General features: G+C 71.0%; 23 protein-coding genes. 10 read left to right on the top strand and 13 right to left on the bottom strand.

The features are described from left to right. Window positions 1-65 precede the first annotated feature (65 nt). On the bottom strand, window positions 66-686 hold the full coding sequence (ctaE, locus tag OG259_RS29860) for an aa3-type cytochrome oxidase subunit III (protein ID WP_328945068.1): 621 nt from the start codon (window positions 684-686) through the stop codon (window positions 66-68). A gap of 202 nt (window positions 687-888) precedes the next feature. Between ctaE and OG259_RS29855 the strand changes: the two genes are divergently transcribed. After that, window positions 889-1,290 (top strand): hypothetical protein, encoded by a 402-nt coding sequence (locus tag OG259_RS29855; protein ID WP_328945067.1) that lies wholly within the window; start codon window positions 889-891, stop codon window positions 1,288-1,290. Window positions 1,291-1,428: 138 nt separating this feature from the next. Here OG259_RS29855 and OG259_RS29850 read toward each other — a convergent pair whose 3' ends face one another. The 4 genes from OG259_RS29850 to ctaC form a co-directional block, all read right to left on the bottom strand. Beyond that, window positions 1,429-2,685, bottom strand: coding sequence for a L,D-transpeptidase (locus OG259_RS29850; protein ID WP_328945066.1), 1,257 nt, complete (start codon window positions 2,683-2,685; stop codon window positions 1,429-1,431). A 121-nt stretch (window positions 2,686-2,806) separates the two neighbouring features. Next, window positions 2,807-3,205: a cytochrome c oxidase subunit 4 gene (locus OG259_RS29845; RefSeq protein WP_328945065.1), complete on the bottom strand. Its 399-nt coding sequence runs from the start codon at window positions 3,203-3,205 to the stop codon at window positions 2,807-2,809. Beyond that, the gene (gene ctaD / locus OG259_RS29840) at window positions 3,202-4,938 is read right to left on the bottom strand and encodes an aa3-type cytochrome oxidase subunit I (RefSeq protein ID WP_328945064.1); all 1,737 of its coding nucleotides are present in this window, start codon (window positions 4,936-4,938) and stop codon (window positions 3,202-3,204) included. The genes OG259_RS29845 and ctaD overlap by 4 nt, the downstream gene beginning before the upstream one ends. Further along, window positions 4,935-5,900, bottom strand: coding sequence for an aa3-type cytochrome oxidase subunit II (gene ctaC / locus OG259_RS29835; protein ID WP_328945063.1), 966 nt, complete (start codon window positions 5,898-5,900; stop codon window positions 4,935-4,937). The genes ctaD and ctaC overlap by 4 nt, the downstream gene beginning before the upstream one ends. A 367-nt stretch (window positions 5,901-6,267) precedes the next feature. On the opposite strand from ctaC, the gene OG259_RS29830 reads away from it, so the two are divergent. Beyond that, a complete protein-coding gene (locus OG259_RS29830; protein ID WP_328945062.1) occupies window positions 6,268-7,653 on the top strand; it encodes a cysteine desulfurase/sulfurtransferase TusA family protein in 1,386 nt (461 codons plus the stop codon). 127 nt (window positions 7,654-7,780) lie between these two features. Here OG259_RS29830 and OG259_RS29825 read toward each other — a convergent pair whose 3' ends face one another. Next, window positions 7,781-8,755, bottom strand: coding sequence for a carbohydrate kinase family protein (locus tag OG259_RS29825; protein ID WP_328945061.1), 975 nt, complete (start codon window positions 8,753-8,755; stop codon window positions 7,781-7,783). Between the two features lie 130 nt (window positions 8,756-8,885). Here OG259_RS29825 and OG259_RS29820 point away from each other — a divergent pair, with 130 nt between their 5' ends. Next, the gene (locus OG259_RS29820) at window positions 8,886-9,092 is read left to right on the top strand and encodes a hypothetical protein (RefSeq protein ID WP_266891008.1); all 207 of its coding nucleotides are present in this window, start codon (window positions 8,886-8,888) and stop codon (window positions 9,090-9,092) included. Window positions 9,093-9,158: 66 nt separating this feature from the next. Beyond that, window positions 9,159-10,688, top strand: a complete 1,530-nt coding sequence (locus OG259_RS29815) for a hypothetical protein (RefSeq protein ID WP_328945060.1) — start codon at window positions 9,159-9,161, stop codon at window positions 10,686-10,688. A gap of 91 nt (window positions 10,689-10,779) precedes the next feature. Here the strand turns inward: OG259_RS29815 and OG259_RS29810 are convergent, their stop codons facing one another. Continuing rightward, window positions 10,780-11,136: a HesB/IscA family protein gene (locus OG259_RS29810; RefSeq protein WP_015033024.1), complete on the bottom strand. Its 357-nt coding sequence runs from the start codon at window positions 11,134-11,136 to the stop codon at window positions 10,780-10,782. Between the two features lie 271 nt (window positions 11,137-11,407). On the opposite strand from OG259_RS29810, the gene nadA reads away from it, so the two are divergent. Further along, window positions 11,408-12,604, top strand: coding sequence for a quinolinate synthase NadA (nadA, locus tag OG259_RS29805; protein WP_266891012.1), 1,197 nt, complete (start codon window positions 11,408-11,410; stop codon window positions 12,602-12,604). Between the two features lie 90 nt (window positions 12,605-12,694). Here nadA and OG259_RS29800 read toward each other — a convergent pair whose 3' ends face one another. From OG259_RS29800 to OG259_RS29780, 5 genes are all read right to left on the bottom strand, one after another. Further along, window positions 12,695-15,823, bottom strand: a complete 3,129-nt coding sequence (locus tag OG259_RS29800) for an efflux RND transporter permease subunit (protein WP_328945059.1) — start codon at window positions 15,821-15,823, stop codon at window positions 12,695-12,697. 187 nt (window positions 15,824-16,010) lie between these two features. Then, entirely contained in the window at window positions 16,011-16,700 is a 690-nt protein-coding gene (locus OG259_RS29795) for a response regulator transcription factor (RefSeq protein ID WP_328945058.1), read from the bottom strand. Continuing rightward, window positions 16,697-17,950, bottom strand: coding sequence for a sensor histidine kinase (locus OG259_RS29790; protein WP_328945057.1), 1,254 nt, complete (start codon window positions 17,948-17,950; stop codon window positions 16,697-16,699). Before OG259_RS29790 ends, OG259_RS29795 begins: the two co-directional genes overlap by 4 nt. A 181-nt stretch (window positions 17,951-18,131) precedes the next feature. Beyond that, window positions 18,132-18,410: a PspA-associated protein PspAA gene (pspAA, locus tag OG259_RS29785; protein WP_328945056.1), complete on the bottom strand. Its 279-nt coding sequence runs from the start codon at window positions 18,408-18,410 to the stop codon at window positions 18,132-18,134. A 58-nt stretch (window positions 18,411-18,468) separates the two neighbouring features. Next, entirely contained in the window at window positions 18,469-19,269 is an 801-nt protein-coding gene (locus tag OG259_RS29780; RefSeq protein WP_328945055.1) for a PspA/IM30 family protein, read from the bottom strand. A gap of 272 nt (window positions 19,270-19,541) precedes the next feature. On the opposite strand from OG259_RS29780, the gene OG259_RS29775 reads away from it, so the two are divergent. From OG259_RS29775 to OG259_RS29765, 3 genes are all read left to right on the top strand, one after another. Continuing rightward, the gene (locus OG259_RS29775) at window positions 19,542-20,144 is read left to right on the top strand and encodes a DUF3043 domain-containing protein (RefSeq protein ID WP_328945054.1); all 603 of its coding nucleotides are present in this window, start codon (window positions 19,542-19,544) and stop codon (window positions 20,142-20,144) included. 65 nt (window positions 20,145-20,209) lie between these two features. Beyond that, window positions 20,210-20,986, top strand: coding sequence for a class I SAM-dependent methyltransferase (locus OG259_RS29770; protein ID WP_328945053.1), 777 nt, complete (start codon window positions 20,210-20,212; stop codon window positions 20,984-20,986). Between the two features lie 91 nt (window positions 20,987-21,077). Then, window positions 21,078-22,151, top strand: a complete 1,074-nt coding sequence (locus tag OG259_RS29765) for a S1C family serine protease (RefSeq protein ID WP_328945052.1) — start codon at window positions 21,078-21,080, stop codon at window positions 22,149-22,151. 248 nt (window positions 22,152-22,399) lie between these two features. Here the strand turns inward: OG259_RS29765 and OG259_RS29760 are convergent, their stop codons facing one another. Then, on the bottom strand, window positions 22,400-22,606 hold the full coding sequence (locus OG259_RS29760; RefSeq protein ID WP_030205728.1) for a hypothetical protein: 207 nt from the start codon (window positions 22,604-22,606) through the stop codon (window positions 22,400-22,402). Between the two features lie 91 nt (window positions 22,607-22,697). Between OG259_RS29760 and OG259_RS29755 the strand changes: the two genes are divergently transcribed. After that, window positions 22,698-23,900: a bifunctional adenosylcobinamide kinase/adenosylcobinamide-phosphate guanylyltransferase gene (locus OG259_RS29755; protein WP_328945051.1), complete on the top strand. Its 1,203-nt coding sequence runs from the start codon at window positions 22,698-22,700 to the stop codon at window positions 23,898-23,900. Window positions 23,901-23,945: 45 nt separating this feature from the next. Beyond that, complete coding sequence (gene cobT / locus OG259_RS29750; RefSeq protein WP_328945050.1) at window positions 23,946-25,034, top strand: nicotinate-nucleotide--dimethylbenzimidazole phosphoribosyltransferase; 1,089 nt, start codon at window positions 23,946-23,948, stop codon at window positions 25,032-25,034. Window positions 25,035-25,091 lie beyond the last annotated feature (57 nt).

Here is a 25,091-nt window from a genome sequence, read left to right as displayed (position 1 = left end):
CGGTGTCAGGATCTTCTGCGTCGATGCTTGCTGGATGTCTCGGTCCGCCGTGACGGCGGCGCCGATTACTTGATCATGTAGATCGTGGCGAAGAGGCCGATCCAGACGACATCGACGAAGTGCCAGTAGTAGGACACGACGATGGCGGCGGTTGCCTGCTCGTGAGTGAACCTCTTGGCGGCGTACGTTCGGCCGAGGACCAGCAGGAAGGCGATGAGACCGCCCGTCACGTGCAGGCCGTGGAAGCCGGTGGTCAGGTAGAACACGGAGCCGTACGGGTCCGAGGACAGCGAGAGGCCGTCCTTCTTCACCAGCTCGGTGTACTCGAAGACCTGGCCGCCGATGAAGATCGCACCCATCACGAACGTGATGATGAACCACGACCTGAGCTTCTTCACGTCGCCCCGCTCCGCGGCGAAGACGCCGAGCTGGCAGGTGAGTGAGGAGAGCACCAGGATCGTGGTGTTGGTGGCCGAGAACGGGAAGTTCAAGGCCGAGGCCTTTTCCGCCCAGAACTCGGCACCCATCACGGATCGCAGGGTGAAGTACATCGCGAAGAGGGCCGCGAAGAACATCAGCTCGGAGCTCAACCAGATGATGGTTCCGACGCTGGTGAGGTTCGGTCGATTGACCGACGGGTGCGCGTGCCCTGTTTCTACTGTCGTTACTGTCGCCACGACCGACATTATGTCGGTCGCTTATCCCGCCCTCACTCCGGGGGGTGCCGTTCGGAGTGTCAGAGGGGTGTGTCCAGCCCGAACGGCCCAGTGCGAGGCCCCCCGGGCGCCCTTCGAACAGGTGTTGAACGGGTGTTGACGGAGTGTGGACCGGAGTAGCATCCGCGCATCGGTCGACGACGACCCAACCGCCTTCCCAGCCGGAGGAACGATGCAGTCGAGTGCCACGGTCCTGGTCTACAGCGACGACGCGAACACCCGCGAGCAGGTACGGCTGGCGGCCGGGCGCAGGCCCGCGTCGGACGTTCCCCCGGTCGAGTTCGTGGAGTGCGCGACCCTGCCCGCGGTGCTGAAGCACCTGGACGAGGGCGGCATCGACGTCTGCGTCCTGGACGGCGAGGCGGTGCCCGCCGGCGGCATGGGGGTCTGCCGGCAGATCAAGGACGAGGTCTTCCGGTGCCCGCCGGTACTGCTGCTCATCGGCCGCCCGCAGGACGCCTGGCTGGCCACCTGGAGCCGCGCGGACGCCGCGGTCACCCTTCCGGTGGAACCGGTCGAGTTCGCGGCGTCCTTGGCCGCCCTGATCCGCTCGCGCCTGTCGATCGACGCGTAGTCGCCGCACACGGCGAGTGAGCCGAAGTGGCGCGCCGGGGGAACAGGGCCGAGCGCGCGGAGGCCTGCGAGGAACGAGCAGGTCGAGCACGGTCGGCCCTGTTCCCCCGGCTTCGGCGCCCCGGAGGAGAACCGAGCCCTAGAGGGGGAGGGGCCTGAGGCGGGCCTTCTCCGTGGTGGCCACCGGGTTTCCGGCGGCCTCCACCAGGGCGCTGCCCTCCCGCCACTTGGCCCACGGCATGTTCCAGTCGCCGAAGCCGTTGCCGAAGGTGTCCATCGTGTCGCCGGAGCTGTTGACGACGCTGACGATGTCGCCGGGGCGGACGGTCTCGTAGAACCAGGCCGCGTTCCCTGTCGACATGCCGACACAGCCGTGGCTCACGTTCGCCACGCCCTGCGAGCCGACCGACCAGGGCGCGGCGTGGACGTATTCACCGCTCCAGGTGACCCGGGTGGCGTAGTAGACGGGCAGGTCGTACGACTCGGAGCTGCCTTCGGCGATGCCGATGCTGGTGCCCCGCATCCGGACGTAGTACTCCTTGCCGAGGACCACCTTGACACCGTTTCGGGTGGAGAAGCCCGGTTTGCCGGTGGTCACCGGAATGGTATTGATCACTTCTCCGTTGCGTCGCACGGTCATGTAGTGGGACCCGGCGTCCGCGACGGCCTCGATCCGGTCGCCGATGGTGAGCTTCAGGGGCTTGGACGCGCCGCCGTAGAGCTTGTCGCCGACCTTGAGGCCGTCCAGGTTGCCGGTGACCGTGACGCTCGCGCCCGCGGGCCAGTACTCCTTCGGACGGAAGTGCAGCTTCTTGTCGTCCACCCAGTACCAGGCGCCCTCGACAAAGGGCGTGGAGCGGACCTTGAGGGCCCGTTCGACGACCGCGCGGGCCGCGCGGTCCTTGACAGGGAGGCTGAGGTCGGCCGTGATGGGCTGCCCGACGCCGTACGTGCCCGCCTCCGGGCCGAAGGCCACGGTGAGGGCCCGCTTGGCGGGGGCCGTCTCGAAAGTGAACGTACGGGCGCCTGGAGCGCCGTCCTCGTCCTCGGTGGACACCCGAACGGTGTAGCGGGCGCCGGCCGCCAGAGCGGCCGTGGAGCGCCAGCGCCGGCCGTCGGCGGTGAGTTCGCCCGCCAGGTGGTGGCCCGAGGCGTCGGTGGCGGTGACGTCGGTGATCCGGCCGTCGTCACCCTTGGCGGTGATCTCCAGGGGCTTCTCGGGGTCCGCCTTGGCGCCGTCCTCGGGGGCGCTGACCGCGAGCTGGTCCGCCGCGTCATACGCCCTCGCCGACAGCGGATGGCCGTCGGAGCCCGCACACGCCGAGGCGCCTGCGGTGACGGTGACGGCCAGAAGAGTGCAGCTCAGAACAGTCCGAATGCGCGGCGTGTCGTTCATGACTTCACGCTAAAGACTGTCCTCGGCACCAGCGCGTCGAGTGCGCCAAAAGAGGGGCCCGGGCACTTCGGTGACGAAGTGTCCGGGCCCCTCTGGGCGCTCCGGTGCGGAGCGGGTACCGCTACTGGTTCTGGTTCTCGCCGCGGTAGAACTCGAAGACCCAGCCGAACAGGCCGACGAGGATCAGCGGGGCGGAGAAGTACAGGATCCACCAGCCCATCGCGATGGCGAGGAAGGCGAGCGCGCCACCGGCGGCCAGCGACAGCGGCTGCCAGCTGTGCGGGGCGAAGAAGCCCACTTCACCGGCCTCGTCCGCGACGTCGGCCTCCTTGTCGTCCTGCGCCATCGCGTCGACACGCTTGGCCGTGAAGGCCAGGTAGTAGCCGATCATGATGGCCAGGCCGAACGCGAGGAACAGCGCCGTCGTACCGACCGGCTCCTTCGACCAGACGCCGTACAGGACGGCCATGGCAAGGATGAAGACGCTCAGCCAGATGAACATCTTGCCCTGGATCTTCACTTGCCGGCCTCCTTGCTGCCCGCGAGGGCCTCGACCACGTGCCCCTTGTTCTCGAGCTGGTCGAGAGCGGCGATCTCAGGGTGGTGCAGGTCGAACGCCGGGGATTCCGAACGGATCCGCGGCAGCGTGAGGAAGTTGTGCCGCGGCGGCGGGCAGGACGTCGCCCATTCGAGCGAACGGCCGTAGCCCCACGGGTCGTCGACCTCGATCTTCTTGCCGTACTTGGCGGTCTTCCAGACGTTGTAGAGGAACGGCAGGATCGACAGACCGAGCAGGAAGGAGGAGATCGTCGAGATCGTGTTCAGCGCGGTGAAGCCGTCGGCGTCGAGGTAGTCCGCGTAACGACGCGGCATGCCCTCGGCACCGAGCCAGTGCTGCACCAGGAAGGTGCCGTGGAAGCCGATGAACAGCGTCCAGAACGTCATCTTGCCGAGCCGCTCGTCCAGCATCTTGCCCGTGAACTTCGGCCACCAGAAGTGGAAGCCGGCGAACATCGCGAAGACCACGGTGCCGAAGACGACGTAGTGGAAGTGCGCGACGACGAAGTACGAGTCGGAGACGTGGAAGTCCATCGGCGGCGAGGCCAGGATGACGCCCGTCAGACCACCGAAGGTGAAGGTGATCAGGAAGCCGATCGTCCAGAGCATCGGTGTCTCGAAGGACAACGAGCCCTTCCACATCGTTCCGATCCAGTTGAAGAACTTCACGCCTGTCGGTACGGCGATGAGGAACGTCATGAAGGAGAAGAACGGCAGGAGCACGCCGCCTGTGACGTACATGTGGTGGGCCCACACGGTCACGGACAGACCGGCGATCGCGATGGTCGCGGCCACCAGACCGATGTAGCCGAACATCGGCTTGCGGCTGAAGACCGGGATGACCTCGGAGACGATGCCGAAGAAGGGCAAGGCGATGATGTACACCTCTGGGTGTCCGAAGAACCAGAAGAGGTGTTGCCACAGCAAGGCGCCGCCGTTGGCCGCGTCGAAGACATGGGCACCGAACTTGCGGTCCGCCTCCAGGGCGAACAGCGCGGCCGCCAGCACCGGGAAGGCGAGCAGGACCAGAACACCGGTCAGCAGCACGTTCCAGGTGAAGATCGGCATACGGAACATCGTCATGCCCGGAGCGCGCATGCAGATGATCGTGGTGATGAAGTTGACCGAACCGAGGATCGTGCCGAAGCCGGAGAAGGCCAGACCCATGATCCACATGTCGGCGCCGACACCCGGCGAGCGGACGGCGTCCGACAGCGGGGAGTAGGCGAACCAGCCGAAGTCGGCCGCACCCTGCGGGGTGAGGAAGCCGGCCACCGCGATGATCGAGCCGAAGAGGTACAGCCAGTAGGCGAACATGTTCAGCCGCGGGAACGCCACGTCGGGCGCGCCGATCTGCAGCGGCATGATCCAGTTCGCGAATCCGGCGAACAGCGGCGTCGCGAACATCAGCAGCATGATCGTGCCGTGCATCGTGAACGCCTGGTTGAACTGCTCGTTCGACATGATCTGCGTACCCGGACGGGCCAGCTCGGCGCGCATGAAGAGCGCCATGAGTCCGCCGATGCAGAAGAAGACGAACGACGTGACCAGGTACATCGTCCCGATCGTCTTGTGGTCGGTGGTGGTCAGCCACTTGATCACGACGTTGCCGGGCTGCTTGCGCCGTACGGGCAGCTCGTTCTCGTACGAGTCCTCAGCTGCGGCGGCACCCTGGGTTTCGTTTTGGATGCTCACAGTTGGTTCTTCTCCGCATTCCTGGCCGGGTCCGTCAGCTCGATGCCAGACGGGATGTAGCCGGTCTGCCCCTTCTCGGCCAGCTCCTTCAGGTGCTGCTGGTAGCGCTCCGGAGAGACCACCTTGACGTTGAAGAGCATCCGGGAGTGGTCGACACCGCACAGCTCGGCGCACTTGCCGAGGAAGGTGCCTTCCTGCGTCGGGGTGACCTCGAAGGCGTTGGTGTGACCCGGGATGACGTCCTGCTTCATGAGGAAGGGGACCACCCAGAAGGAGTGGATGACGTCACGGGAGGTCAGGACGAACCGGACCTTCTCACCCTTCGGCAGCCACAGGGTCGGGCCCGGGTTGCCGGTCTGCGGGTTGCGGTCACCGGGGATACCGGCGTCGTAGACGCCGCCGGCGTTCGCCGGGAAGTCGTCCTGGAACTTGTCCGGGATGGCGTCGAGGTTCGGGGCCGTCTGCGCGTCACCCTTCACACCCGGCACGTTCTCGATGTAGTTGAAGCCCCAGCTCCACTGATAGCCGACCACGTTGATGGTGTGGGCCGGCTTGTCGGCGAGCGAAAGGAGCTTCGTCTCGTCGCGCGCGGTGAAGTAGAAGAGGACCGACACGATGATGAGCGGAGTGACCGTGTACAGCGCCTCGATGGGCATGTTGTAACGGGTCTGCGGGGGGACCTCGATCTTGGTCCTGGTCCGCCGGTGGAAGATGACGGACCAGATGATCAGGCCCCACACCAGGATTCCGGTGATGAGCGCGGCGGCCCAGGAGCCCTGCCACAGGGAGAGGATCGTGGGAGCCTCTTCCGTGACGGGCGTGGGCATACCAAGGCGGGGGAAGTCTTCCCAGTTGTACGAGCAGCCCGTGGCTGTCGCCAGGATCAGGCCCGCAGTCAGCACCTGCGGCAGCTTCCGCCGCATCGGGCGCCGCGACGAGCGGTCGGAGCCGTTGGGACTCACGTAGCGCCTTCCCGAGAGTCTCGGCCCGCGTTGGTCGGCCACGGCCGTCCGTCTCGCTGGTCGGTCGCCGCCCCGGCCGCGGGCAGGGGTTTGGATGTTTATGCGGACCAAACCCTACTGGACGCTATTTGGGGTCGCGCGGGGAGGGTGCCCAACGCGCCGTCCGAGTCCCCGAAGGGGTGGACTCCGGGGTTCCGGAGGGGGGTCGGGCACGTCCGTTCGGCGGCCTGCCGGTGCGCCGCGGCGCGGTTCTGACGAGGGCTCACGACGGGCTCACCACGGAGTCGCTCCGACCTCACCGCGGACTCGTCGCGGACTCACCGTGGGCGGACGAAGGCCGCCCACGCACAGGCCCTACCGTGGGCGGATGCCGTACTTCGACGCCGCGTCCGCCGCCCCGCTGCACCCCGTCGCCCGACAGGCGCTGCTCGCCTCGCTCGACGAGGGCTGGGCCGATCCTGCCCGGCTGTACCGGGAGGGGCGGCGGGCCCGGCTGCTCCTCGACGCGGCCCGGGAGGCCGCGGCGGAGGCCGTGGGCTGTCGTCCCGACGAGCTGGTGTTCACTCCTTCGGGGACGCGCGCGGTTCACGCGGGAATCTCGGGATCTCTCGCGGGGCGTCGGCGTGTCGGAAACCGGATCGTGGTCTCCGCGGTCGAACACTCCTCCGTACTCCATGCGGCCGAGACGCACGCGGCCGCCGGCGGCGCCGTGACCGAGGTGCCGGTGGGCCGCTCCGGGGCGGTGGACGCGGACGCCTTCGGGGCCGCGCTCGACTCCGGGACCGCCCTGGCGTGCCTTCAGTCCGCCAACCACGAGGTGGGGACCGAGCAGCCGGTGGCGGAGGTCGCCGAGGCCTGCCGGGCGGCGGGTGTGCCGCTGCTCGTGGACGCGGCCCAGTCGCTCGGCTGGGGGCCGGTGGAGGGCGGCTGGTCGCTGCTCGCGGCGAGCGCGCACAAGTGGGGCGGTCCGGCGGGCGTGGGGCTCCTCGCCGTACGGAAGGGGGTCCGCTACGCGCCCCAAGGCCCCTCGGACGAACGGGAGTCGGGCCGGGCGCCCGGCTTCGAGAACCTGCCGGCGATCGTGGCGGCGGCGGCCTCGCTGCGGGCGGTGCGGGCGGAGGCGGCGGCCGAGGGGGCCCGGCTGCGGGCTCTGGTGGACCGGATCCGGGCGCGGGTGCCGGAGCTGGTGCCGGATGTGGAGGTGGTGGGCGACCCGGTGCGCCGTCTCCCCCACCTGGTGACCTTCTCCTGCCTGTACGTCGACGGGGAGACGCTGCTGCACGAGCTGGACCGGGAGGGTTTCTCCGTTTCGTCCGGTTCGTCGTGTACGAGTTCGACGCTGACGCCCAGCCATGTGCTGCGCGCGATGGGAGTACTGAGCGAGGGCAACGTCCGGGTGTCGCTGCCGACCGGCACCACGACGGAGGACGTGGACCGCTTCCTCGACGTACTGCCGGGGGTGGTCGCGGAAGTACGGGAGAGGCTCGGAGCGCCGGCCTCGTCTCCGGTGGCCGCACCGGGGCCGGACTCCCTGGTGGTGGACGCCCTCGGGCGGCGCTGCCCGATCCCGGTCATCGAGCTCGCGAAGGTCATCGGCGACGTGCCGGTGGGCGGCACGGTGACGGTCCTCGCCGACGATGCGGCGGCGCGGCTGGACATTCCGGCGTGGTGCGAGATGCGGGGGCAGTTGTACGTGGGCGAGTCGCCGTCGGAGGGAGGCGGGGTCGCGTACGTGGTACGCCGCCTGAGCTGAGCGCCGGGCCGCCCCTGAGGGCCGCGGGCCGCGGCGGGGCCGGCGCCCCCGCCGCGCTGGGCCTGCGCCCCGCCCCGGCCACACAGCGGGGGCGGGGCGGGGCCCGGGTCGGGCCGTGGGGTGGAGGTCAGGCCAGGTGGGCGCGGACTTCGGCCGCGGCCGTGTCGCCGTAGGCCTTGGTGAAGCGCTCCATGAAGTTGGCTCGGCGCAGGGTGTACTCCTGCGTGCCCAGGGTCTCGATGACCAGCGTCGCCAGCATGCAGCCGACCTGCGCGGCGCGCTCCAGGCCGACGCCCCAGGACAGGCCGGTGAGGAAGCCGGCGCGGAAGGCGTCGCCGACGCCGGTCGGGTCGACCTTGGCGGTCTCCTCGGGGCAGCCGACCTCGATCGGGGTGTCGCCGACGCGCTCGATGCGCACACCGCGCGAGCCGAGCGTGGTGACCCGGTGGCCGACGCGGGAGAGGATCTCGGCGTCGGTCCAGCCCGTCTTGGACTCGATGAGGCCCTTCTCGTACTCGTTGGAGAAGAGGTAGGTCGCGCCCTCCAGGAGGGTGCGGATCTCCTGGCCGTCCATGCGCGCGATCTGCTGCGAGAAGTCGGCGGCGAACGGGATCTCCCGCGTCTTGCACTCCTCCGTGTGGCGGAGCATCGCCTCGGGGTCGTCGGCGCCGATGAGGACCAGGTCGAGCCCGCCCACCCGGTCGGCGACGGCCTTGAGCTCGATCAGCCGGGCCTCGCTCATCGCGCCCGTGTAGAAGGAGCCGATCTGGTTGTGGTCCTTGTCCGTGGTGCAGACGAAGCGGGCGGTGTGCAGAACCTCGGAGATGCGCACCGAGCCGGTGTCGACGCCGTGGCGGTCGAGCCAGCCGCGGTACTCGTCGAAGTCGTAGCCGGCCGCGCCCACCAGGATCGGGCTGCCGCCGAGCTGCCCCATGCCGAAGCAGATGTTGGGGCCGACGCCGCCGCGGCGGACGTCGAGGTTGTCGACGAGGAAGGAGAGGGACACCGTGTGGAGCTGGTCGGCCACGAGCTGGTCGGCGAACCGGCCGGGGAAGGTCATGAGGTGGTCGGTGGCGATGGAGCCGGTGACTGCGATACGCACGACGGGGTGCTCCTGCGGGAAGGCGGTAATGACAGTTCACGCTACCGGGTGGAGGGCGCGCTGCCGAACAGTGGAAACTACCCCAGAGTAGGGCTTTTCCCCGGGGGCGTGCGGTGCATACGGTGCGCCCATGACCATCTACCCCGCTTCACGTGAGCGACACGAGTCCGAGTTGAGCCTCGCCGAGCTGCGGGGCGCCGGCGCACGGATGGCTCCGCACTGGGTGACTCCGGCCTCCCCCGCGCCCGCGCCGGTCTCCCCCGCGCTGATCCACGGGGTCGTCGTACCGGCGGCCTCGGCACGGCTGATCGACGCCACCGCCGAATACGGGGGCTGACGGAGGGAACCGTCCGCCCGCCCGCTCCGTCCCACCGGCGTCCGGTCGAGACGAGGGAGCGTTGCGGTGAGCGGTACGGAGAACGTACGGCGGCGGCGGAGTGTCATCGCCGCCTCGGTGGCGGCGGGTGTGCTGCTCGCCGGGGGTGGTGGCGTCTACCTCGCCACCACGGCATCCGGTGACGGCACCGGCGCCGGCGCGGCCACCAAGGCCGCCGACGCGGCCGGTCCGCCCCCGCCGCTGCGCCTGGAGGGCGGCAGCGGCGGCGGGACCGCCGGCGGTGGGGACACCGGCGGCGACACACGGGGCGGTCCGGGCATCGCGCCCGGTGAGCCGGACCCCGGAGGCGGCCCGAACGGGACCGTCTACACAGCCAAGGGCCCACTCCCCCAGGGGCCCTCCTCGGCCGCGGTCCACCGGCCCGAGGGCCTGGTCACCTCGGCGGAGGTGACCAGGCTGGCCGAAGCGCTGGGCATCTCCGGGAGCCCCTCCCTGGTGGGTGAGGTCTGGACGATCCGGCCCGAGAAGGACGGTTCGGGACCACGCCTCGACGTGTCGGAGAAGGCGCCGGGGAACTGGACGTACTCCTGGTACGACGGCGGCCCGGCCGGCGACGCCTGCCTCAAGGGCAGGGCGTGCCCGCCCCCGGGCGAGACGAAGCCCGCGCCGGGCGGTACACCGCTGAGCGAGGCGGCGGCGAAGGCCGCGGCCGCGCCCGTCCTGAAGGCTCTCGGCCAGGACGACGCGAAGGTCACCGCGACCCAGGTCATGAACGGTTCGGTGCGGGTGGTCAACGCCGATCCGGTGGTGGGCGGGCTGCCGACCTACGGCTGGTCGACGGGGCTGCACATCGCGCGGGACGGCCGGCCGGTCGCAGGCAGCGGGATGCTGAAGGAGCCGGTGAAGGGCGCCACGTACCCGGTGGTCGGGGCGTCGAAGGCCCTCGCCCAGCTGAACGAGGACTCGAAGGGCACCGGCCCGATCGGCATCGGGCACTGCCCGACCGCCCCGTCGGCGGTGGACGGGAACGGGAAGCCCGAGGACGCCGGAACGGTCGGCTCGACCCCGAAGCCCGTCGAGCCGACCCCGCCCTGCCAGACGATCGTGGACAGGGCCGCTCCGGACCAGGTGCCGGTGACGGCCGCGGTGTTCGGTCTCGCCGCGCGGGACGTGGCCGGCGAGCGGCTGCTCGTACCGTCCTGGCTGTTCACCGCGGACCCGGCGGACGGCGCGCCGTACACGGTGGCACGGGCGGCGGTGGCCCCCGAGTACCTGGTGCCGCCCGCGAAGCCCACGCCGACGCCCACGCCCCCTCCGGGGGACGGCACGGCGGCGCGGGCGGTCGAGTCCGTCCGGGTCGAGGGCGACGGCCGGCGGCTGGCCGTCACCTTCTGGGGCGGGGTGTGCAGCACCTACACCGTGAAGGCCGACGAGCAGCCGGACCGGGTGGTGGTGCGGATCATCGAGAAGTCCGACCCCGAGCGGGTCTGCATCATGATCGCCAAGGACTTCACGAAGACCGTGACGCTCAAGAGTCCGCTGGGCGACCGGCCCGTGGTCGACGCGGCGAGCGGGGAGGCGGTGCCGCGCCGCTGAGTCCGGCGGGGCATGCGTGAGGGCGGTGGCCCGGGATCACTCCCGGGCCACCGCCCTCATGCGTACGACCTGTGCGACCTACCTGTGCGACTTAGCTGAACGAGTCGCCGCAGGCGCAGGAACCCGTGGCGTTCGGGTTGTCGATGGTGAAGCCCTGCTTCTCGATGGTGTCGACGAAGTCGATCGAGGCGCCGCCCAGGTACGGGGCGCTCATGCGGTCGGTGACGACCTTGACGCCGTCGAAGTCCTTCACGACGTCGCCGTCGAGCGAACGCTCGTCGAAGAACAGCTGGTAACGCAGGCCGGAGCAGCCGCCGGGCTGAACGGCGACGCGCAGGGCCAGGTCCTCACGGCCTTCCTGGTCGAGGAGGGCCTTGACCTTGGCCGCGGCGGCGTCGGACAGGAGGATGCCGTCGCTGACAGTGGTCTTCTCGTCCGATACGGACATCTGCTTCTCTCCCGGTGTGTACGGAGACTGCTTGCCGACGGTTGCAACCGACGGTGCCCCGGATTCATTCCGGGCCGTGTGGGGTCTTTCTCTCTTCATGCTCGCACACCCTGTCCAGCGACGGGGACGACGAAGCCCAGGGGCGGGGACGGCGAAGTCCAGGGACGGCGACAGCGAATTCGTCACATCGACACTATGGACATCGTCAACGTGACGTGAAGCGGTTATGATAGATAGCGTCATTTCGACGAAAAGGTTCCCCGAAGAAAGGGTGCGTGACGTGACCACGGCCCAAGCCCGTCATGAACTCGACGTCCAGCCGTCGCCGCTCGCCCTGCTCCTGCTCGGTCGCGAGGCCGACCCGAAGAGCGAGCGCGGCGTGGAGTGCCCCGGCGATCTGCCGTCGCCCTCCGACCCCGACCTCGTGGAGCGCGCCCGCGCGGCCAAGGAGAAGCTCGGGGACAAGGTCTTCGTGCTCGGCCACCACTACCAGCGCGACGAGGTCATCCAGTTCGCCGACGTCACCGGTGACTCCTTCAAGCTCGCGCGCGACGCGGCGGCCAAGCCCTCGGCCGAGTACATCGTCTTCTGCGGTGTGCACTTCATGGCGGAGTCCGCCGACATCCTGACCGGTGACGAGCAGAAGGTCGTCCTGCCCGACCTCGCGGCCGGCTGCTCCATGGCCGACATGGCCACCGCCGAGCAGGTCGCCGAGTGCTGGGACGTGCTGACCGAGGCCGGCATCGCCGAGCAGGTCGTGCCCGTCTCGTACATGAACTCCTCGGCCGACATCAAGGCCTTCACCGGCAAGCACGGGGGCACGATCTGCACCTCGTCCAACGCCGAGCGGGCCCTGAACTGGGCCTTCGAGCAGGGGGAGAAGGTGCTGTTCCTGCCGGACCAGCACCTGGGCCGCAACACGGCCGTCCGCGACATGGGCATGTCCCTCGACGACTGCGTTCTGTACAACCCGCACAAGCCGAACGGCGGGTTGACCGTCGAGGAGCTGCGCGCCGCCAAGATGATCCTGTGGCGGGGTCACTGCTCGGTGCACGGCCGCTTCTCGCTGGACTCGGTGAACGACGTCCGCGAGCGCATCCCGGGGGTGAACGTGCTCGTCCACCCCGAGTGCCGGCACGAGGTCGTCGCCGCCGCGGACTACGTGGGCTCGACCGAGTACATCATCAACACCCTGGAGGCGGCCCCGGCCGGTTCCAAGTGGGCGATCGGCACGGAGCTGAACCTGGTCCGGCGGCTGGCGAACCGATTCGCCGACCAGGACAAGGAGATCGTCTTCCTCGACAAGACGGTCTGCTTCTGCTCGACCATGAACCGCATCGACCTGCCGCACCTGGTGTGGACCCTGGAGTCGCTGGCCGAGGGCAACCTCGTCAACCAGATCCAGGTCGACAAGGAGACGGAGAGCTTCGCGAAGCTCGCGCTGGAGCGGATGCTCGCTCTGCCGTAACGGTTCTGCCCGTACGGACGGTTCTCCGGTACGTACGCCGAAGGGGCGCCCCGCGTGATCGCGGGGCGCCCCTTCCTCGTGCCGTACGGATCAGACCGCGGCCGGCTCCTTGGCCTGCGGCGGGACCGGCGAGTCGCCGGCCGTCGCACCCTTCTTCGCCGCCTTCTTCTTCGCGCGACGCTCCTTGCGGAGCTCCACCATCGCGTAGAGCGTCGGGACGAGGAGCAGCGTCAGCAGCGTCGACGTGATCAGACCGCCGATCACGACCACGGCCAGCGGCTGGGCGATGAAGCCGCCCTCGCCCGTGATGCCGAGCGCCATCGGAAGCAGGGCGAAGATCGTCGCCAGGGCGGTCATCAGGATCGGGCGGAGCCGGTGCCGGCCACCCTCGATCACCGCTTCGACGACGCCCATGCCCTGGGCCCGGTACTGGTTGATCAGGTCGATCAGGACGATCGCGTTGGTGACGACGATGCCGATGAGCATCAGCATGCCGATCATCGCCGGGACGCCCATCGCGGTGTCGGTGATCACCAGGAGACCGATGGCGCCGGTCGCCGCGAACGGGATCGAGACCAGCAGGATCAGCGGCTGGATCAGCGACCGGAAGGTCGCGACGAGCAGCATGAAGACGATCGCGATGGCCGCGAGCATCGCCAGGAACAGGTTGGTGAAGGCCTCGCTCTGGTCCTCGGAGACGCCGCCGATGCTGGCGGTGGCGCCCTCGGGCAGGTCGAGCGCGTCGATCTTCTGCTGGAGGGTGGCGCTCACGGCGCCGGTGTTGTCGCCGACCGGCTTGGCCGTGATCGTCGCGGCACGGGCGCCGTCGATCCGGGTCATGGAGACCGGGCCGGGGACCAGCTCGACGGTGGCGATGTCGCCCAGCTTCACCGGGCCGAGGGGCAGCGCCCTGAGCCCGGCCAGGGTGGTGACCGGCTTCGCCGAGGTGATGAGGACGTCCCGCTCGCTGTCGTCGAGGACCGCCTTGGCGGCCGGGGTGCCCCGGACGGCCTGGCCGACGATCATGCCGAGCGAGGCGGAGTCGAATCCGGCGTCGGCCGCCGCGGGCTTCGCCTTGACCGAGATGCGCGGGACGGACTGCGAGAGGTCGCTCTGGACGTCGGTGACGTCCTTGATCCCGGCGATCGCGGCCCGGACCTGCTCGGAGGCCTTCTCCAGGACCTCGGCGTCGGCGGCCTTCACGACCACCCTCAGGTCCTGGCTGCCGAAGCCGTCACCGGCGGCGATCTTGGTGTCGCCGACGCCGTCGAGGGCGGCGAGGCCCTTCTCGATGGCGTCACGGGTCTTCTCGAAGGAAGCGGACTCCTCCAGGCTGACCTGGTAGGTGGCCTGGTTGCTGCCGGTGCCGCCGCCGAAGGCCGCCATGAAGCCGGACGAGCCGACGTTGACCTGGTAGTCCTTGACGCCCTCGGTGTCCGCGAGGAGCTTCTCGATCTTCTTCGCGGCCGCGTCGGAGGCGTCGAGGCCGGTGCCGGGCGCCAGCTCCTGCTGGATGCTGAGCACCTCCTGCTCGCCCTGGTCGAAGAAGTTCGTCTTCAGGAGCGGGGCCATGCCGAAGGTGACGATCAGGACGACGAGCGCGATGGCCAGGCTCATGAAGCGGCGCCGGGTCGCGAACCTCAGGACGGGCACGTACAGGCGCTGGAGGCGGCTCTTCTCCTCCTTCTCCTCGGCCAGCCTGCGGGCCTCCGCCAGGTCCTCCGAGGTGCCCTTGGGGGCGCGCAGGAACCAGTACGAGAGAACCGGGACCACGGTCAGGGAGACGAGCAGCGAGGCGAGCAGGGCCGCCGTGATCGTCAGCGAGAACGAGCCGAACAGCTCGCCGATCATGCCGCCGGTCAGACCGATCGGCAGGAAGACGGCGACGGTGGTGAGGGTGGAGGACGTCACGGCGCCCGCCACCTCGCGGACCGCGGTGAGGATCGCCGCCTGGCGCTCCTCGCCGTAGCCGAGGTGCCGCTTGATGTTCTCCAGGACCACGATCGAGTCGTCGACGACCCGGCCGATGGCGATGGTGAGCGCGCCGAGCGTCAGCATGTTGAGCGAGAGGTCACGGGTCCACAGCACGATGAGCGCGAGGACGACCGAGAGCGGGATGGAGACCGCGGTGACCAGGGTGGAGCGGATCGACGCGAGGAAGACCAGGATCACCAGGACGGCCATGACGAGGCCGAGCGCGCCCTCGGTGGTCAGTCCGGAGACGGCCTTGGCGACGGCCGGGCCCTGGTCGGAGACCACGGTCAGCTCGGCGCCCGCGCCGAGGTCGGCCCGCAGCTCGGGCAGCTTCTCCTTGACGGCGTCGGAGATCGCGACGGCGCTGCCGTCCTTGTCCATGGTGGCCATGACGGCGAGGCTGGGCTTGCCGTTCGTCCGGGTCAGGGAGACGCGCGGCGACTCCTGCTGGCGGACGGTGGCCACGTCACCGAGGCGGACCGCCTTGCCCTTGCCCGGGGTGGCCGAGGGGATGCGGAGGTCCTCGATCTGGCGCAGCGAGGTGTAGCCGCCGCCGACCTGGATGGTGCGGCTCTTGCCGGCCTCGGAGAAGGAGCCGGCCGGGAGCGTCCCGCCGCCGTTGCGGAGGGCCTCGCCGAGCTTCATGGCGTTGAGCCCCGCCGCGGCGAGCTTGCGGTCGTCCGGGGTGACGGAGACCTGGAGGTCCTGGACGCCGGTGACGGAGACCTGGCCGACGCCTTCGATGTCCTCCAGGGCGGGCACGACGGTCCGCTCCAGGAGGTCGGCGAGGGCCTGCGGGTCCTTGTCGGAGGCGGCGGCGAGGACGACGGTCGGGATGTCGTCCGTGGAGCCGGCCACGACCTGCGGGTCGACCGTGTCGGGCAGCTGGGCGCGGGCGCGGTTCACCGCCTGCTGGACGTCGGCGACGAGCTGCTTGGTGGATTCGTCGCCGTAGTCGAAGGAGGCCATGACGAGCGCCATGCCCTCGGAGGCCGTGGAGGTGACCGACTTCAGGCCGTCGACGGCCTTGAGGTTGTTCTCCAGGGGCTCGACGACCTGCTTCTCGACCACATCGGGAGAGGCACCCTGGTACGGGGCGAGGACCGAGACCATGGGCAGCTCGATCGAGGGGAACAACTGCTGCTTCAGCTGCGGAATCGCGATCGCCCCGAACACGATCGCGACAATGGACACGAGCCCGATCAGGGCCCGTTGCGCGAGGCTGAATCTCGACAGCCAGGACATGGGGTCTCTCTTCTGTGGCGTACTCGTCGGCAGGCGGGAGCAGCCCATACCCCGGCCCTGATCCGCTGGATCCGCCGGAAGCGCCCCCCGCCTATACGATCTGCCATCGGCCGCCGAAAGTCCTCGGCCCCCGGGTCCACATCCTTATCCCGCGCATACCGCGTCTGGAGTACGCCGGAGCCACCGGTCACTCCACCCGTGGACGTACCAGACCCGATTCGTAGGCCGTGACGACCAGCTGGGCACGGTCGCGGGCGCCGAGTTTGGCCATGGCCCGGTTGACGTGGGTCTTCACGGTGAGCGGGCTGACGTCGAGCCGCTCGGCGATCTCGTCGTTGGAGAGGCCGCCCGCGACGAGGACGAGGACCTCGCGCTCCCGGGCGGTGAGCGCGCCCAGCCGCTCGGTACGGCCCCGGCCGCCCTCCCCGACGGTCTCCGCGCCGGCGCCCTGGGCGAGGAACGTGGCGATCAGGCCCTTGGTGGCGGCCGGGGAGAGCAGGGCCTCGCCGGCGTGGGCGATCCGGATCGCGCCGAGCAGTTCCTCGGGCTCGGCTCCCTTGCCGAGGAAGCCGGAGGCCCCGGCTCGCAGCGACTGCACGACGTACTCGTCGACCTCGAAGGTGGTCAGCATGACGATCCGTACGGCGGAGAGCTCCGGGTCGGCGGTGATCATGCGGGTGGCGGCGAGGCCGTCCGTGCCCGGCATCCGGATGTCCATCAGGACGACGTCGGCCCGCTCCGAGCGGGCGAGGGCCACGGCCTGGGCGCCGTCGGCGGCCTCGCCGACGACCTCCATGTCCGGTTCGGAGTTCACCAGGACCTTGAAGGCGCTGCGGAGCAGGGCCTGGTCGTCGGCCAGCAGTACCCGGATCGTCATGTGTCCTCCCCCGTACGGGACGTCACGGGCAGTATCGCCTGCACCCGGAAGCCGCCGCCGTACCGGGGGGCCGCGGTGAGGGTGCCGCCGAACGCGCCGACCCGTTCGCGCATGCCGAGCAGGCCGTGGCCGCTGTTGGGCGCGGGGGCCGGTGCGCCGGGCGAGGTGCCGTTGTCGAGGACGGTGATCTCGACCGTACGGCCCACCCGGACGACGCTCACCTCGGCCTCGGCGTTCGGTCCCGCGTGCTTCTGCACATTGGTCAGCGCCTCCTGCACGATCCGGTACGCGGCCAGGTCGACGGTCGCGGGCAGCGGCCTGTCCCCGTCGGTACGGGCCAGGGCGACGGGAAGTCCCGCCTTGCGGAAGCTGTCGAGCAGCCCGTCGAGGACGGCGAGGCCCGGGGCGGGTTCGGTGGGGGCCTCCGGGTCGCCGGACTGGCGCAGCAGGCCGACGGTGGCCCGCAGCTCGTCGAGCGCGGAGCGGCTGGCCTCCCGCACATGGGCGAGGGCCTCCTTGGCCTGGTCGGGGCGCTTGTCCATGACGTGCGCCGCGACCCCGGCCTGGACGTTCACCAGGGCGATGTGGTGGGCGACGACGTCGTGGAGGTCGCGGGCGATCCGCAGCCGTTCCTCCGCGACCCGCCGGCCCGCCTCCTCCTCGCGGGTGCGTTCGGCCCGCTCGGCCCGCTCCCTGATGGCGTCGACGAAGGCCCGGCGGCTGCGGACGGCGTCACCCGCGGCCGCGGCCATGCCGGTCCAGGCGATGAGGCCGAGGTTCTCCTGCGCGTACCACTGGGTCGGGCCGAAGGCCATGGCCGCGGCCGTCATCAGCGCCATGGTGACGAGGCCGACCCGCCAGGTGGTGGGCCGGTCGGTGCGGGAGGCGACCGTGTAGAGCGCGACGACGGCGCTCATCGCGATGGTCGCGGGCCGGGTGTCGCTGACCAGCTCGAAGAGGCTGACCGCCACCGTGAAGCAGAGCACCCGGAAGGGGTAGCGCCGCCGCAGCACCAGGACGCTGGCCCCGGCCACCATGATCAGCACGCTCGCGACGGTGGGCACCCGGTCGCCGAAGGTCGGCCCGGTCCGGCTGCCGGGCGGGCCGGTGAGGGACCCGGCGATCATGCAGATGAGCACGCCGAACGCGAGCGTCGCGTCGAAGGCGAGCGGATGCGCGCGGAACCGGTCACGGAGACGGCCGAAGAGGGTGCCGGTTCCGGGGGCGGGGGCGGGTCCGGTGGGGGTCACGGGGAACAACGGTACGGGGCGGGGCGGCGGTGCCGGTACGGGACGGCGGCGGTGCGGCCGGAACGGGACGGCGGTGCGGCGGCACGGCCGGTCGTGCCCGCCCCCTGTCGGAGGCGGCCGGACGGGGAACGCACGACGGTCCCGCCACCTCGGGGGTGGCGGGACCGTTCGTACAGGGTCGTCAGCCGGGGATGAGGCCGTCGTCGGACAGCATCTCCCTGACCTCGTCCAGGCTCGCGTCCGAAGCGGGGAGGATCAGCTCCGAGGGTTCGAGCGCCTCGTCCGGCAGTGGCTCACCGAGCCGCCGGACCGCGTCCAGGAGGGCGTTCAGCGTGCGCCGAAAGCCTTCCTCGTCCCCCGATTCCATCTCTTCGAGCAGCTCGTCGTCGAGCCTGTTCAGCTCCACGGAGCGGCTGTCGGCCAGCTTCCACTGGCCCTCCCCCATGATCCGTACGATCATGACGCGTCCTGTCTGTTCGCGGGCTGTCGCCTACGTGTCGTCGCCTGCTTGCCGTCGCCTACTTCTCGAAGCGCGGGTGGGACTGCGGCTGCTGCGTGGAGTCCTGCGGCGCGGCCGCGCCGCCGCCCTCGATCGCCTGCTGCTGGGCCGACGGGCCGCCGGCCAGCTCCGCCTTCATCCGCTGGAGCTCCAGCTCGACGTCCGTACCGCCCGAGAGCCGGTCCAGCTCCGCCTGGATGTCGTCCTTCGCGAGCCCGGACTGGTCGTCCAGGGCGCCCGAGGCGAGCAGCTCGTCGATCGCGCCCGCGCGCGCCTGGAGCTGGGCGGTCTTGTCCTCGGCCCGCTGGATCGCGAGACCGACGTCGCTCATCTCCTCCGAGATTCCGGAGAAGGACTCGGCGATCCGGGTCTGCGCCTGGGCGGCCGTGTAGGTCGCCTTGATGGTCTCCTTCTTGGTGCGGAAGGCATCCACCTTGGCCTGGAGACGCTGGGCGGCGAGGGTGAGCTTCTCCTCCTCGCCCTGCAGCGTCTGGTGCTGCACCTCCAGGTCGCTGACCTGCTGCTGGAGCGCGGCACGGCGGGACAGCGCCTCGCGCGCCAGGTCCTCGCGGCCGAGCGCCAGCGCCTTGCGGCCCTGGTCCTCCAGCTTGGACGACTGGCCCTGCAGCTGGTTCAGCTGGAGTTCGAGCCGCTTGCGGGAGGTGGCGACGTCGGCGACGCCCCGTCGCACCTTCTGCAGCAGCTCCAGCTGCTTCTGGTAGGAGTAGTCGAGCGTCTCGCGCGGATCCTCGGCCCGGTCAAGGGCCTTGTTCGCCTTCGCGCGGAAGATCATCCCCATACGCTTCATGACACCGCTCATGGGCTTCGCGCGCCCCCTTCTGACGGACTTCGGCTCCAGCTCTTCGACAGGATCCACAGTACGGGCCCTGTCTCCATTACCGCACTGTTCGGAGCCTGATGCGCTCCTCCCCAAGGACGACTGCGCCCCGACTTCCCTCCCGCGCAGGGAGTAGATGGATCTAGGGGAAACCACGGCCGTCCTCCGTACGTACCGCCGTAGACGCAGTCCGTTAGCGGATCGTTCCCGCCCGGCATGGGGTTCATGCCCGCCACCCCGTACCCTTGGGTTTTGTGTTCCGTAGCCGTTCGAAGGACGAGAAGGCCCCCACCGACAAGGTGACGGCGGACCTCGCCAAGCAGCCCCGCGACCCCGAGGCCCCCAAGGGCCGCCCGACGCCGAAGCGGAGTGAGGCGCAGACCCAGCGCCGTCGCGCCGCGACGGTGCCGACCGACCGCAAGGAGGCATCCAAGCGCCAGCGCGAGGCACGCCGCTCGGACCTGGCCCGTCAGCGCGAAGCGCTGGCCAGTGGCGACGAGCGTTACCTGCCCGCCCGCGACAAGGGTCCGGTCCGCCGCTTCGTGCGCGACTTCGTCGACTCGCGGTTCGCGATCGCCGAGTTCTTCCTGCCGATGGCCGTGGTGATCCTCGTGCTGTCGCTGTTCGGCAACGCCAACCGGTCGCTGCAGAACATCTCCCTGCTGCTCTGGCTCGGTGTGATCATCCTGATCGTCATCGACTCGGTCGGCATCTGGATCCGGCTCCGGAAGCAGCTCAACGAGCGCTTCCCGAACGAGCCGAAGCGCGGCGCGATCGCCTACGGCCTGATGCGTACGCTCCAGATGCGCCGACTGCGACTGCCGAAGCCGCAGGTCAAGCGCGGAGAGCGGCCCTGAGCGCCGAAAGCTCGGAGCCCGTCGAGCGCGCCTTCGGTGCGGCGACGTCGGAGTCGGGCGGCCCCGTGCTGCCCGTCGTCGTGCACTGGCCCGCCGGTTCCGGCGGGCTGCGCGACACCATCCGGCAGGAGATCGTCGCCCGCCAGCTCGACGAGCAGATATCCGGCCGCTACCCGGTGGGACAGCGGCTCCGGATCCTCGACGCCGGCATGGGTCAGGGCACGCAGGCGCTGCGCCTCGCACGCGCGGGGCACACGGTGACCGGCCTCGAAGCCGATCCCGATCTTCTGAAGACGGCCCGTGAGTCGCTCGCGACCGAACCCGCCGGGATCCGCGAGCGGGTCCGGCTGATCGAGGGCGACGGGCGCGAGACCGGGGTGCACTTCCTCCCCGGCAGCTTCGACGTCGTCCTCTGCCACGGCGTCCTCATGTACGCGGACGAGCCCGACGCGCTGCTCGCGGGCCTGGCCCGGATGCTCGCCCCCGGCGGCCTCCTCTCCCTGGTCGTACGGAACGGCGAGGCGCTCGCCATGCGCCCCGGGCTCGCCGGTGACTGGTCCGGTGCGCTCACCGGCTTCGACTCGGACGTCTACACCGACGACAACGGCGTGAAGGTGCGCGCCGACCGCCTCGACGCGCTGACGGCGACGCTGGCGGGAATCGCGGCACCGCTGCACGCCTGGTACGGGGTGCGGGTCTTCACGGACGGCGTCCCCGCCGAGGCGGGCCTGCCGGCCGCCGAGGAACTGGATCGGCTGCTCGCCGCCGAGGACCGGGCGGGCCGGACGGAGCCGTACCGGCGGGTGGCGGCACTGCTGCACCTGTGCGGGGTACGGGGCTGACGAACCGTCGCCGTCCGCGCCCGGGGTCGCGCACCCCTGATCGGGTGCGCTCGCCGGGCCCCGGGACGGGGGCGAAACGGATACTCCGGACATGGACGTATCCCGTACCTATGTCCGTGCCCTCCGTCGGCTTCTCCCGCTGACCGCCGCGGCCTGTGCCGTCGCGCTCGTCGGCGGCTGCTCCTCCGGCGGGGCCACGCCCGCGCCGGAGCGGTCCACCCAGGCGGCGGCGCCGCTCGCCGCCAACGAGCTCCAGGACGACTACCAGGCCGTCATCAAGAACGTCCTGCCGTCGGTCGTCCAGATCGAGGCCTCCCAAAGCCTCGGCTCCGGGGTCGTCTACGACGACAAGGGCCACATCGTCACCAACGCGCACGTCGTCGGCCGGGATACGTCCTTCCAGGTCAGCGCCGCGACCGGCGGGCAGTCGGTGACCGCCCGGCTCGTCTCCGCCTACCCCGAGCAGGACCTCGCGGTGATCAAGCTGGCATCGCTGCCGCAAGGGCTGAAGCCGGCGAGGTTCGGCGATTCGGCGGCCGTCGACATGGGGCAGATCGTGCTGGCGATGGGCTCTCCGCTGGGCCTGTCCGGCAGCGTCACCCAGGGCATCGTCTCGGCGACCGGGCGCACGGTCAGCGAGGGGCAGAACGGCGGCGGCACGGGCGCGACCATCGCGAACATGGTGCAGACGTCGGCCGCGATCAACCCCGGCAACAGCGGGGGTGCGCTGGTGAACCTGGACAGCGAGGTCATCGGCATCCCGACGCTCGCGGCGATCGACCCGGAGATGGGCGGCGGCTCGGCGCCCGGCATCGGGTTCGCGATCCCCGCGTCGATGGTGCGGACGATCGCGGACCAGATCATCAAGGACGGCAAGGTGACGGACTCGGGCCGGGCGGCCCTGAACATCACCGGCCGCACGGTGCTCGACGACGACTACGAGCCGGCGGGCGTGGCGGTCGTCGAGGCGCCGGCGAACGGGGCGGCGGGCAAGGCGGGGCTCGAGCCGGGTGATGTGATCACGCGGCTCGGCGACACGGACATCACGACGATCACGTCGCTGTCGGAGGCGTTGGCCCCGCTTCAGCCGGGGGACGAGGTGACGGTGACGTATGTCCGGGGGACGGCGACAAAGAAGGCGCAGGTCACGCTGGGCGAGATATAGCCCCCGCCGCGCCCGGCTGTGCGGGCACCCTCGCCCACCGCCGTGTGGCCTCCGCCCCTTGAGCCTGGACCCGCACCACCAAGTGCGGCACACACGGGGTGCGGGTTCAGGCGCGGAAGCCCAGGCCCGGCAAGGGGCGCCGTCCGTCGTGCCCACCCGTTCCGCCCTTGGGGGTCCTGCCCACAACGTGGGTGGCGGGGGTGCCGGGTGTTCTGGGCCCGCACCCCCGCCCTTGGCCGCCGGGCGCTCTAGCCCTCCGCGTTCAGGGGCATCGGGCCGTAGATCTTCGTCCCGTCCTCCGAGAGCGTCACCTGGTCCGCACCGCCACCCAGGAGGTCACGCCAGTGTTCGCCGATCCAGCTCTCCGCGTCGCCCTGGGTGGTGAACTCCTCCGGAGTCACCACCGGCTCGACCTCCGTGCCGTCGGACTTCTCGAACCGCCACGTCCATGCCATGTCCGCCTCCTGGCGCTCACCGGATGATCGGTTTCCTGCCCGCAGAGTAGCCGGGCGCGCACGGCTCGCGGTGGCGCGGGAGGATCTGAGGGTGGAACTGACTCTGCTCGGCACCGGCGCCCCGCTCGGACTGCCCCGTCCCGACTGCCCCTGCGCCGTGTGCGCGCGCTCCCGTGGGCCACGGGTCCGCGCCGCGACGGCGCTGCTCGTCGACGGGGCCCTGCTGCTCGATCTGACCCCGGGCGCCGCCCTGGCGGCGGCCCGGTCCGGGCATTCGCTGGTGGGCGTCCGGCAGGTGCTGCTGACCCATCCGCACGACGGGCCCGCGGTGGACCTGCCCGCGGGACTGCCCACCGCCGGGCGGGTGCCGGACGGACGGGAGTTGACGCTGATCTCCGGGCACCGGGTGCGGGCGGTGCCGATGGACTCCCCCGGTACCGGGTACGAGGTGACCTCGGCGGACGGCGAGACGCTGCTCTATCTGCCGCCGGGCGGGTCCCCGGCGGGGCTTCCGGAGGACCACCGGGTGCCGTACGACCTGGTGGTCGCCGATGTGACGGGCCGGCCGGACGCGCTGGCCCGGCTGCGGGCGACCGGGGCCGTCGGGCCCTCGACCGACGTGGTCGCCGTCCACCTGGACCACGACGCGCCGACCGGGGCCGAGCTGGACCGGCGGCTCGCGGCGGCGGGCGCGCGGGCGGTGCCGGACGGGACGACGCTGTACGTGGGCGAGTACCACGAGGTGCCGGACGTGCCCCGGCGGACCCTGGTGACCGGCGGGGCCCGGTCGGGGAAGTCCGTGGAGGCCGAGCGGCGTCTCGAGACCTTCCCCGAGGTGCTGTACGTGGCGACGGGCGGGAGCCGGGAGGGTGACCCGGAGTGGGCGGAGCGGGTGGGCCTGCACCGGGAGCGGCGGCCGGGCTCCTGGCGTACCGCCGAGACCTGTGACCTCGTACCGCTGCTCGAAGAGGACGGGCCCGCGCTGCTCGTGGACTGTCTGTCGCTGTGGCTGACGGACGCCATGGACCGGGTGGGCGCATGGGACGACGCGACATGGGCGGCCGGCGGGCAGACGGCGCTGCGGGAGCGGACGGCGGAGCTGGTGGCGGCGGTGCGGGCGACCCGCCGTACGGTCGTCGCCGTGACGAACGAGGTCGGCTCGGGGGTGGTGCCGGCGACGGCGGCGGGGCGGCGCTTCCGGGACGAGCTGGGCCGGCTGAACGCGGCCTTCGCGGACGAGTGCGAGGAGGTCCTCCTCGTGGTCGCCGGACAGGCGCTCGTGCTGCGCGGGTAGGGTGCGAGCACCGATGGCCCTCGCTGATTCACAAGGCGGAAACCCGTGAACCTGGACGACTTCTCCGATCTGATCGAGCGCCCCGACGGGGGGATCCGGCGTGACGCCGAGGAGCGGCGTGAGCGGCTGACCGTGCCGCCGGGGGCGCTCGGCCGGCTCGACGAACTCGGCGAGTGGCTGTCGGCCGCGCAGGCCTCGGTCAAGGTGCGGGCCATCGAGCAGCCGAAGGTGGTGCTGTTCGCCGGTGACCACGGGGTGGCCTCGCTCGATGTGTCGGGGCGTCCGGCGGGCACCGCGCACGAGCTGGTGCGCGCGGTCCTGGACGGGGCGAGCCCGGTCGCGGTGCTCGCCCGGTCGACGGACGTGCCGGTACGGGTCGTGGACGCGGGTCTGGACTGCGACCCGGAGCTGCTGCCCGCCGAGGTGGTGCGCCACCGGGTGCGGCGCGGCAGCGGCCGGATCGACATCGAGAACGCGCTGACGGTCGAGGAGACCGAGGCGGCGGTCCGGCTCGGTATCGCGATCGCCGACGAGGAGGCGGACTCGGGCACCGATCTGGTGGTGCTCGGGGATCTGAGCGTCGGCGGGACGACGCCGGCCGCCACCCTGATCGCGGCCCTCTGCGGGACGGACGCGTCGGTGGTGACGGGCCGGGGCGGCGCCGGAATCGACGACCTGGCGTGGATGCGGAAGTGCGCGGCGATCCGGGACTCCCTGCGGCGGGCCCGGCCGGTCCTGGGTGATCAGCTGGAGCTGCTCGCGGCGGTCGGCGGGGCGGATCTGGCGGCGATGACCGGGTTCCTGCTGCAGGCGTCGGTGCGGCGGATGCCGGTGATCCTGGACGGTGTGGTGGGCGCGGCGTGCGCGCTGGTGGCGCAGCGGGCGGCGTTCCGTGCGCCGGACTGGTGGCTGGCGGGTCAGGTCAGCGGGGAGCCGGCGCAGGCGAAGGCGCTGGACCGGATGGCGCTCAACCCGTTGCTCGACCACGGCGTCCATGTGGGTGAGGGAACCGGGGCATTGCTCGCGCTTCCTCTCGTCCGGGCCGCGGCGGCGTTCGCCGCGGAGCTGCCCGAGCGTCCGGATCCGGCCACGCCGGACGACGAGGGCGTCGAGGGCGTCGACTCCGAGGTCTGACGGGCGGGAAGCGGGACGGACTCAGCGAGGCCGGAGGCGGCCGCACGCGCGGCGCAC

The organism is Streptomyces sp. NBC_00250, from assembly GCF_036192275.1.
Lineage (GTDB): Bacteria > Actinomycetota > Actinomycetes > Streptomycetales > Streptomycetaceae > Streptomyces.
This window is presented reverse-complemented; position numbering and strand designations above follow the sequence as displayed.

Coding starts and splice junctions, on each gene's coding strand:
- ctaE (WP_328945068.1), bottom strand. CDS start 686: ATGTCGGTCGTGGCGACAGTAACGACAGTAGAAACAGGGCACGCGCAC.
- OG259_RS29855 (WP_328945067.1), top strand. CDS start 889: ATGCAGTCGAGTGCCACGGTCCTGGTCTACAGCGACGACGCGAACACC.
- OG259_RS29850 (WP_328945066.1), bottom strand. CDS start 2,685: ATGAACGACACGCCGCGCATTCGGACTGTTCTGAGCTGCACTCTTCTG.
- OG259_RS29830 (WP_328945062.1), top strand. CDS start 6,268: ATGCCGTACTTCGACGCCGCGTCCGCCGCCCCGCTGCACCCCGTCGCC.
- OG259_RS29820 (WP_266891008.1), top strand. CDS start 8,886: ATGACCATCTACCCCGCTTCACGTGAGCGACACGAGTCCGAGTTGAGC.
- OG259_RS29810 (WP_015033024.1), bottom strand. CDS start 11,136: ATGTCCGTATCGGACGAGAAGACCACTGTCAGCGACGGCATCCTCCTG.
- OG259_RS29800 (WP_328945059.1), bottom strand. CDS start 15,823: ATGTCCTGGCTGTCGAGATTCAGCCTCGCGCAACGGGCCCTGATCGGG.
- OG259_RS29795 (WP_328945058.1), bottom strand. CDS start 16,700: ATGACGATCCGGGTACTGCTGGCCGACGACCAGGCCCTGCTCCGCAGC.
- pspAA (WP_328945056.1), bottom strand. CDS start 18,410: ATGATCGTACGGATCATGGGGGAGGGCCAGTGGAAGCTGGCCGACAGC.
- OG259_RS29780 (WP_328945055.1), bottom strand. CDS start 19,269: ATGAGCGGTGTCATGAAGCGTATGGGGATGATCTTCCGCGCGAAGGCG.
- OG259_RS29765 (WP_328945052.1), top strand. CDS start 21,078: ATGGACGTATCCCGTACCTATGTCCGTGCCCTCCGTCGGCTTCTCCCG.
- OG259_RS29760 (WP_030205728.1), bottom strand. CDS start 22,606: ATGGCATGGACGTGGCGGTTCGAGAAGTCCGACGGCACGGAGGTCGAG.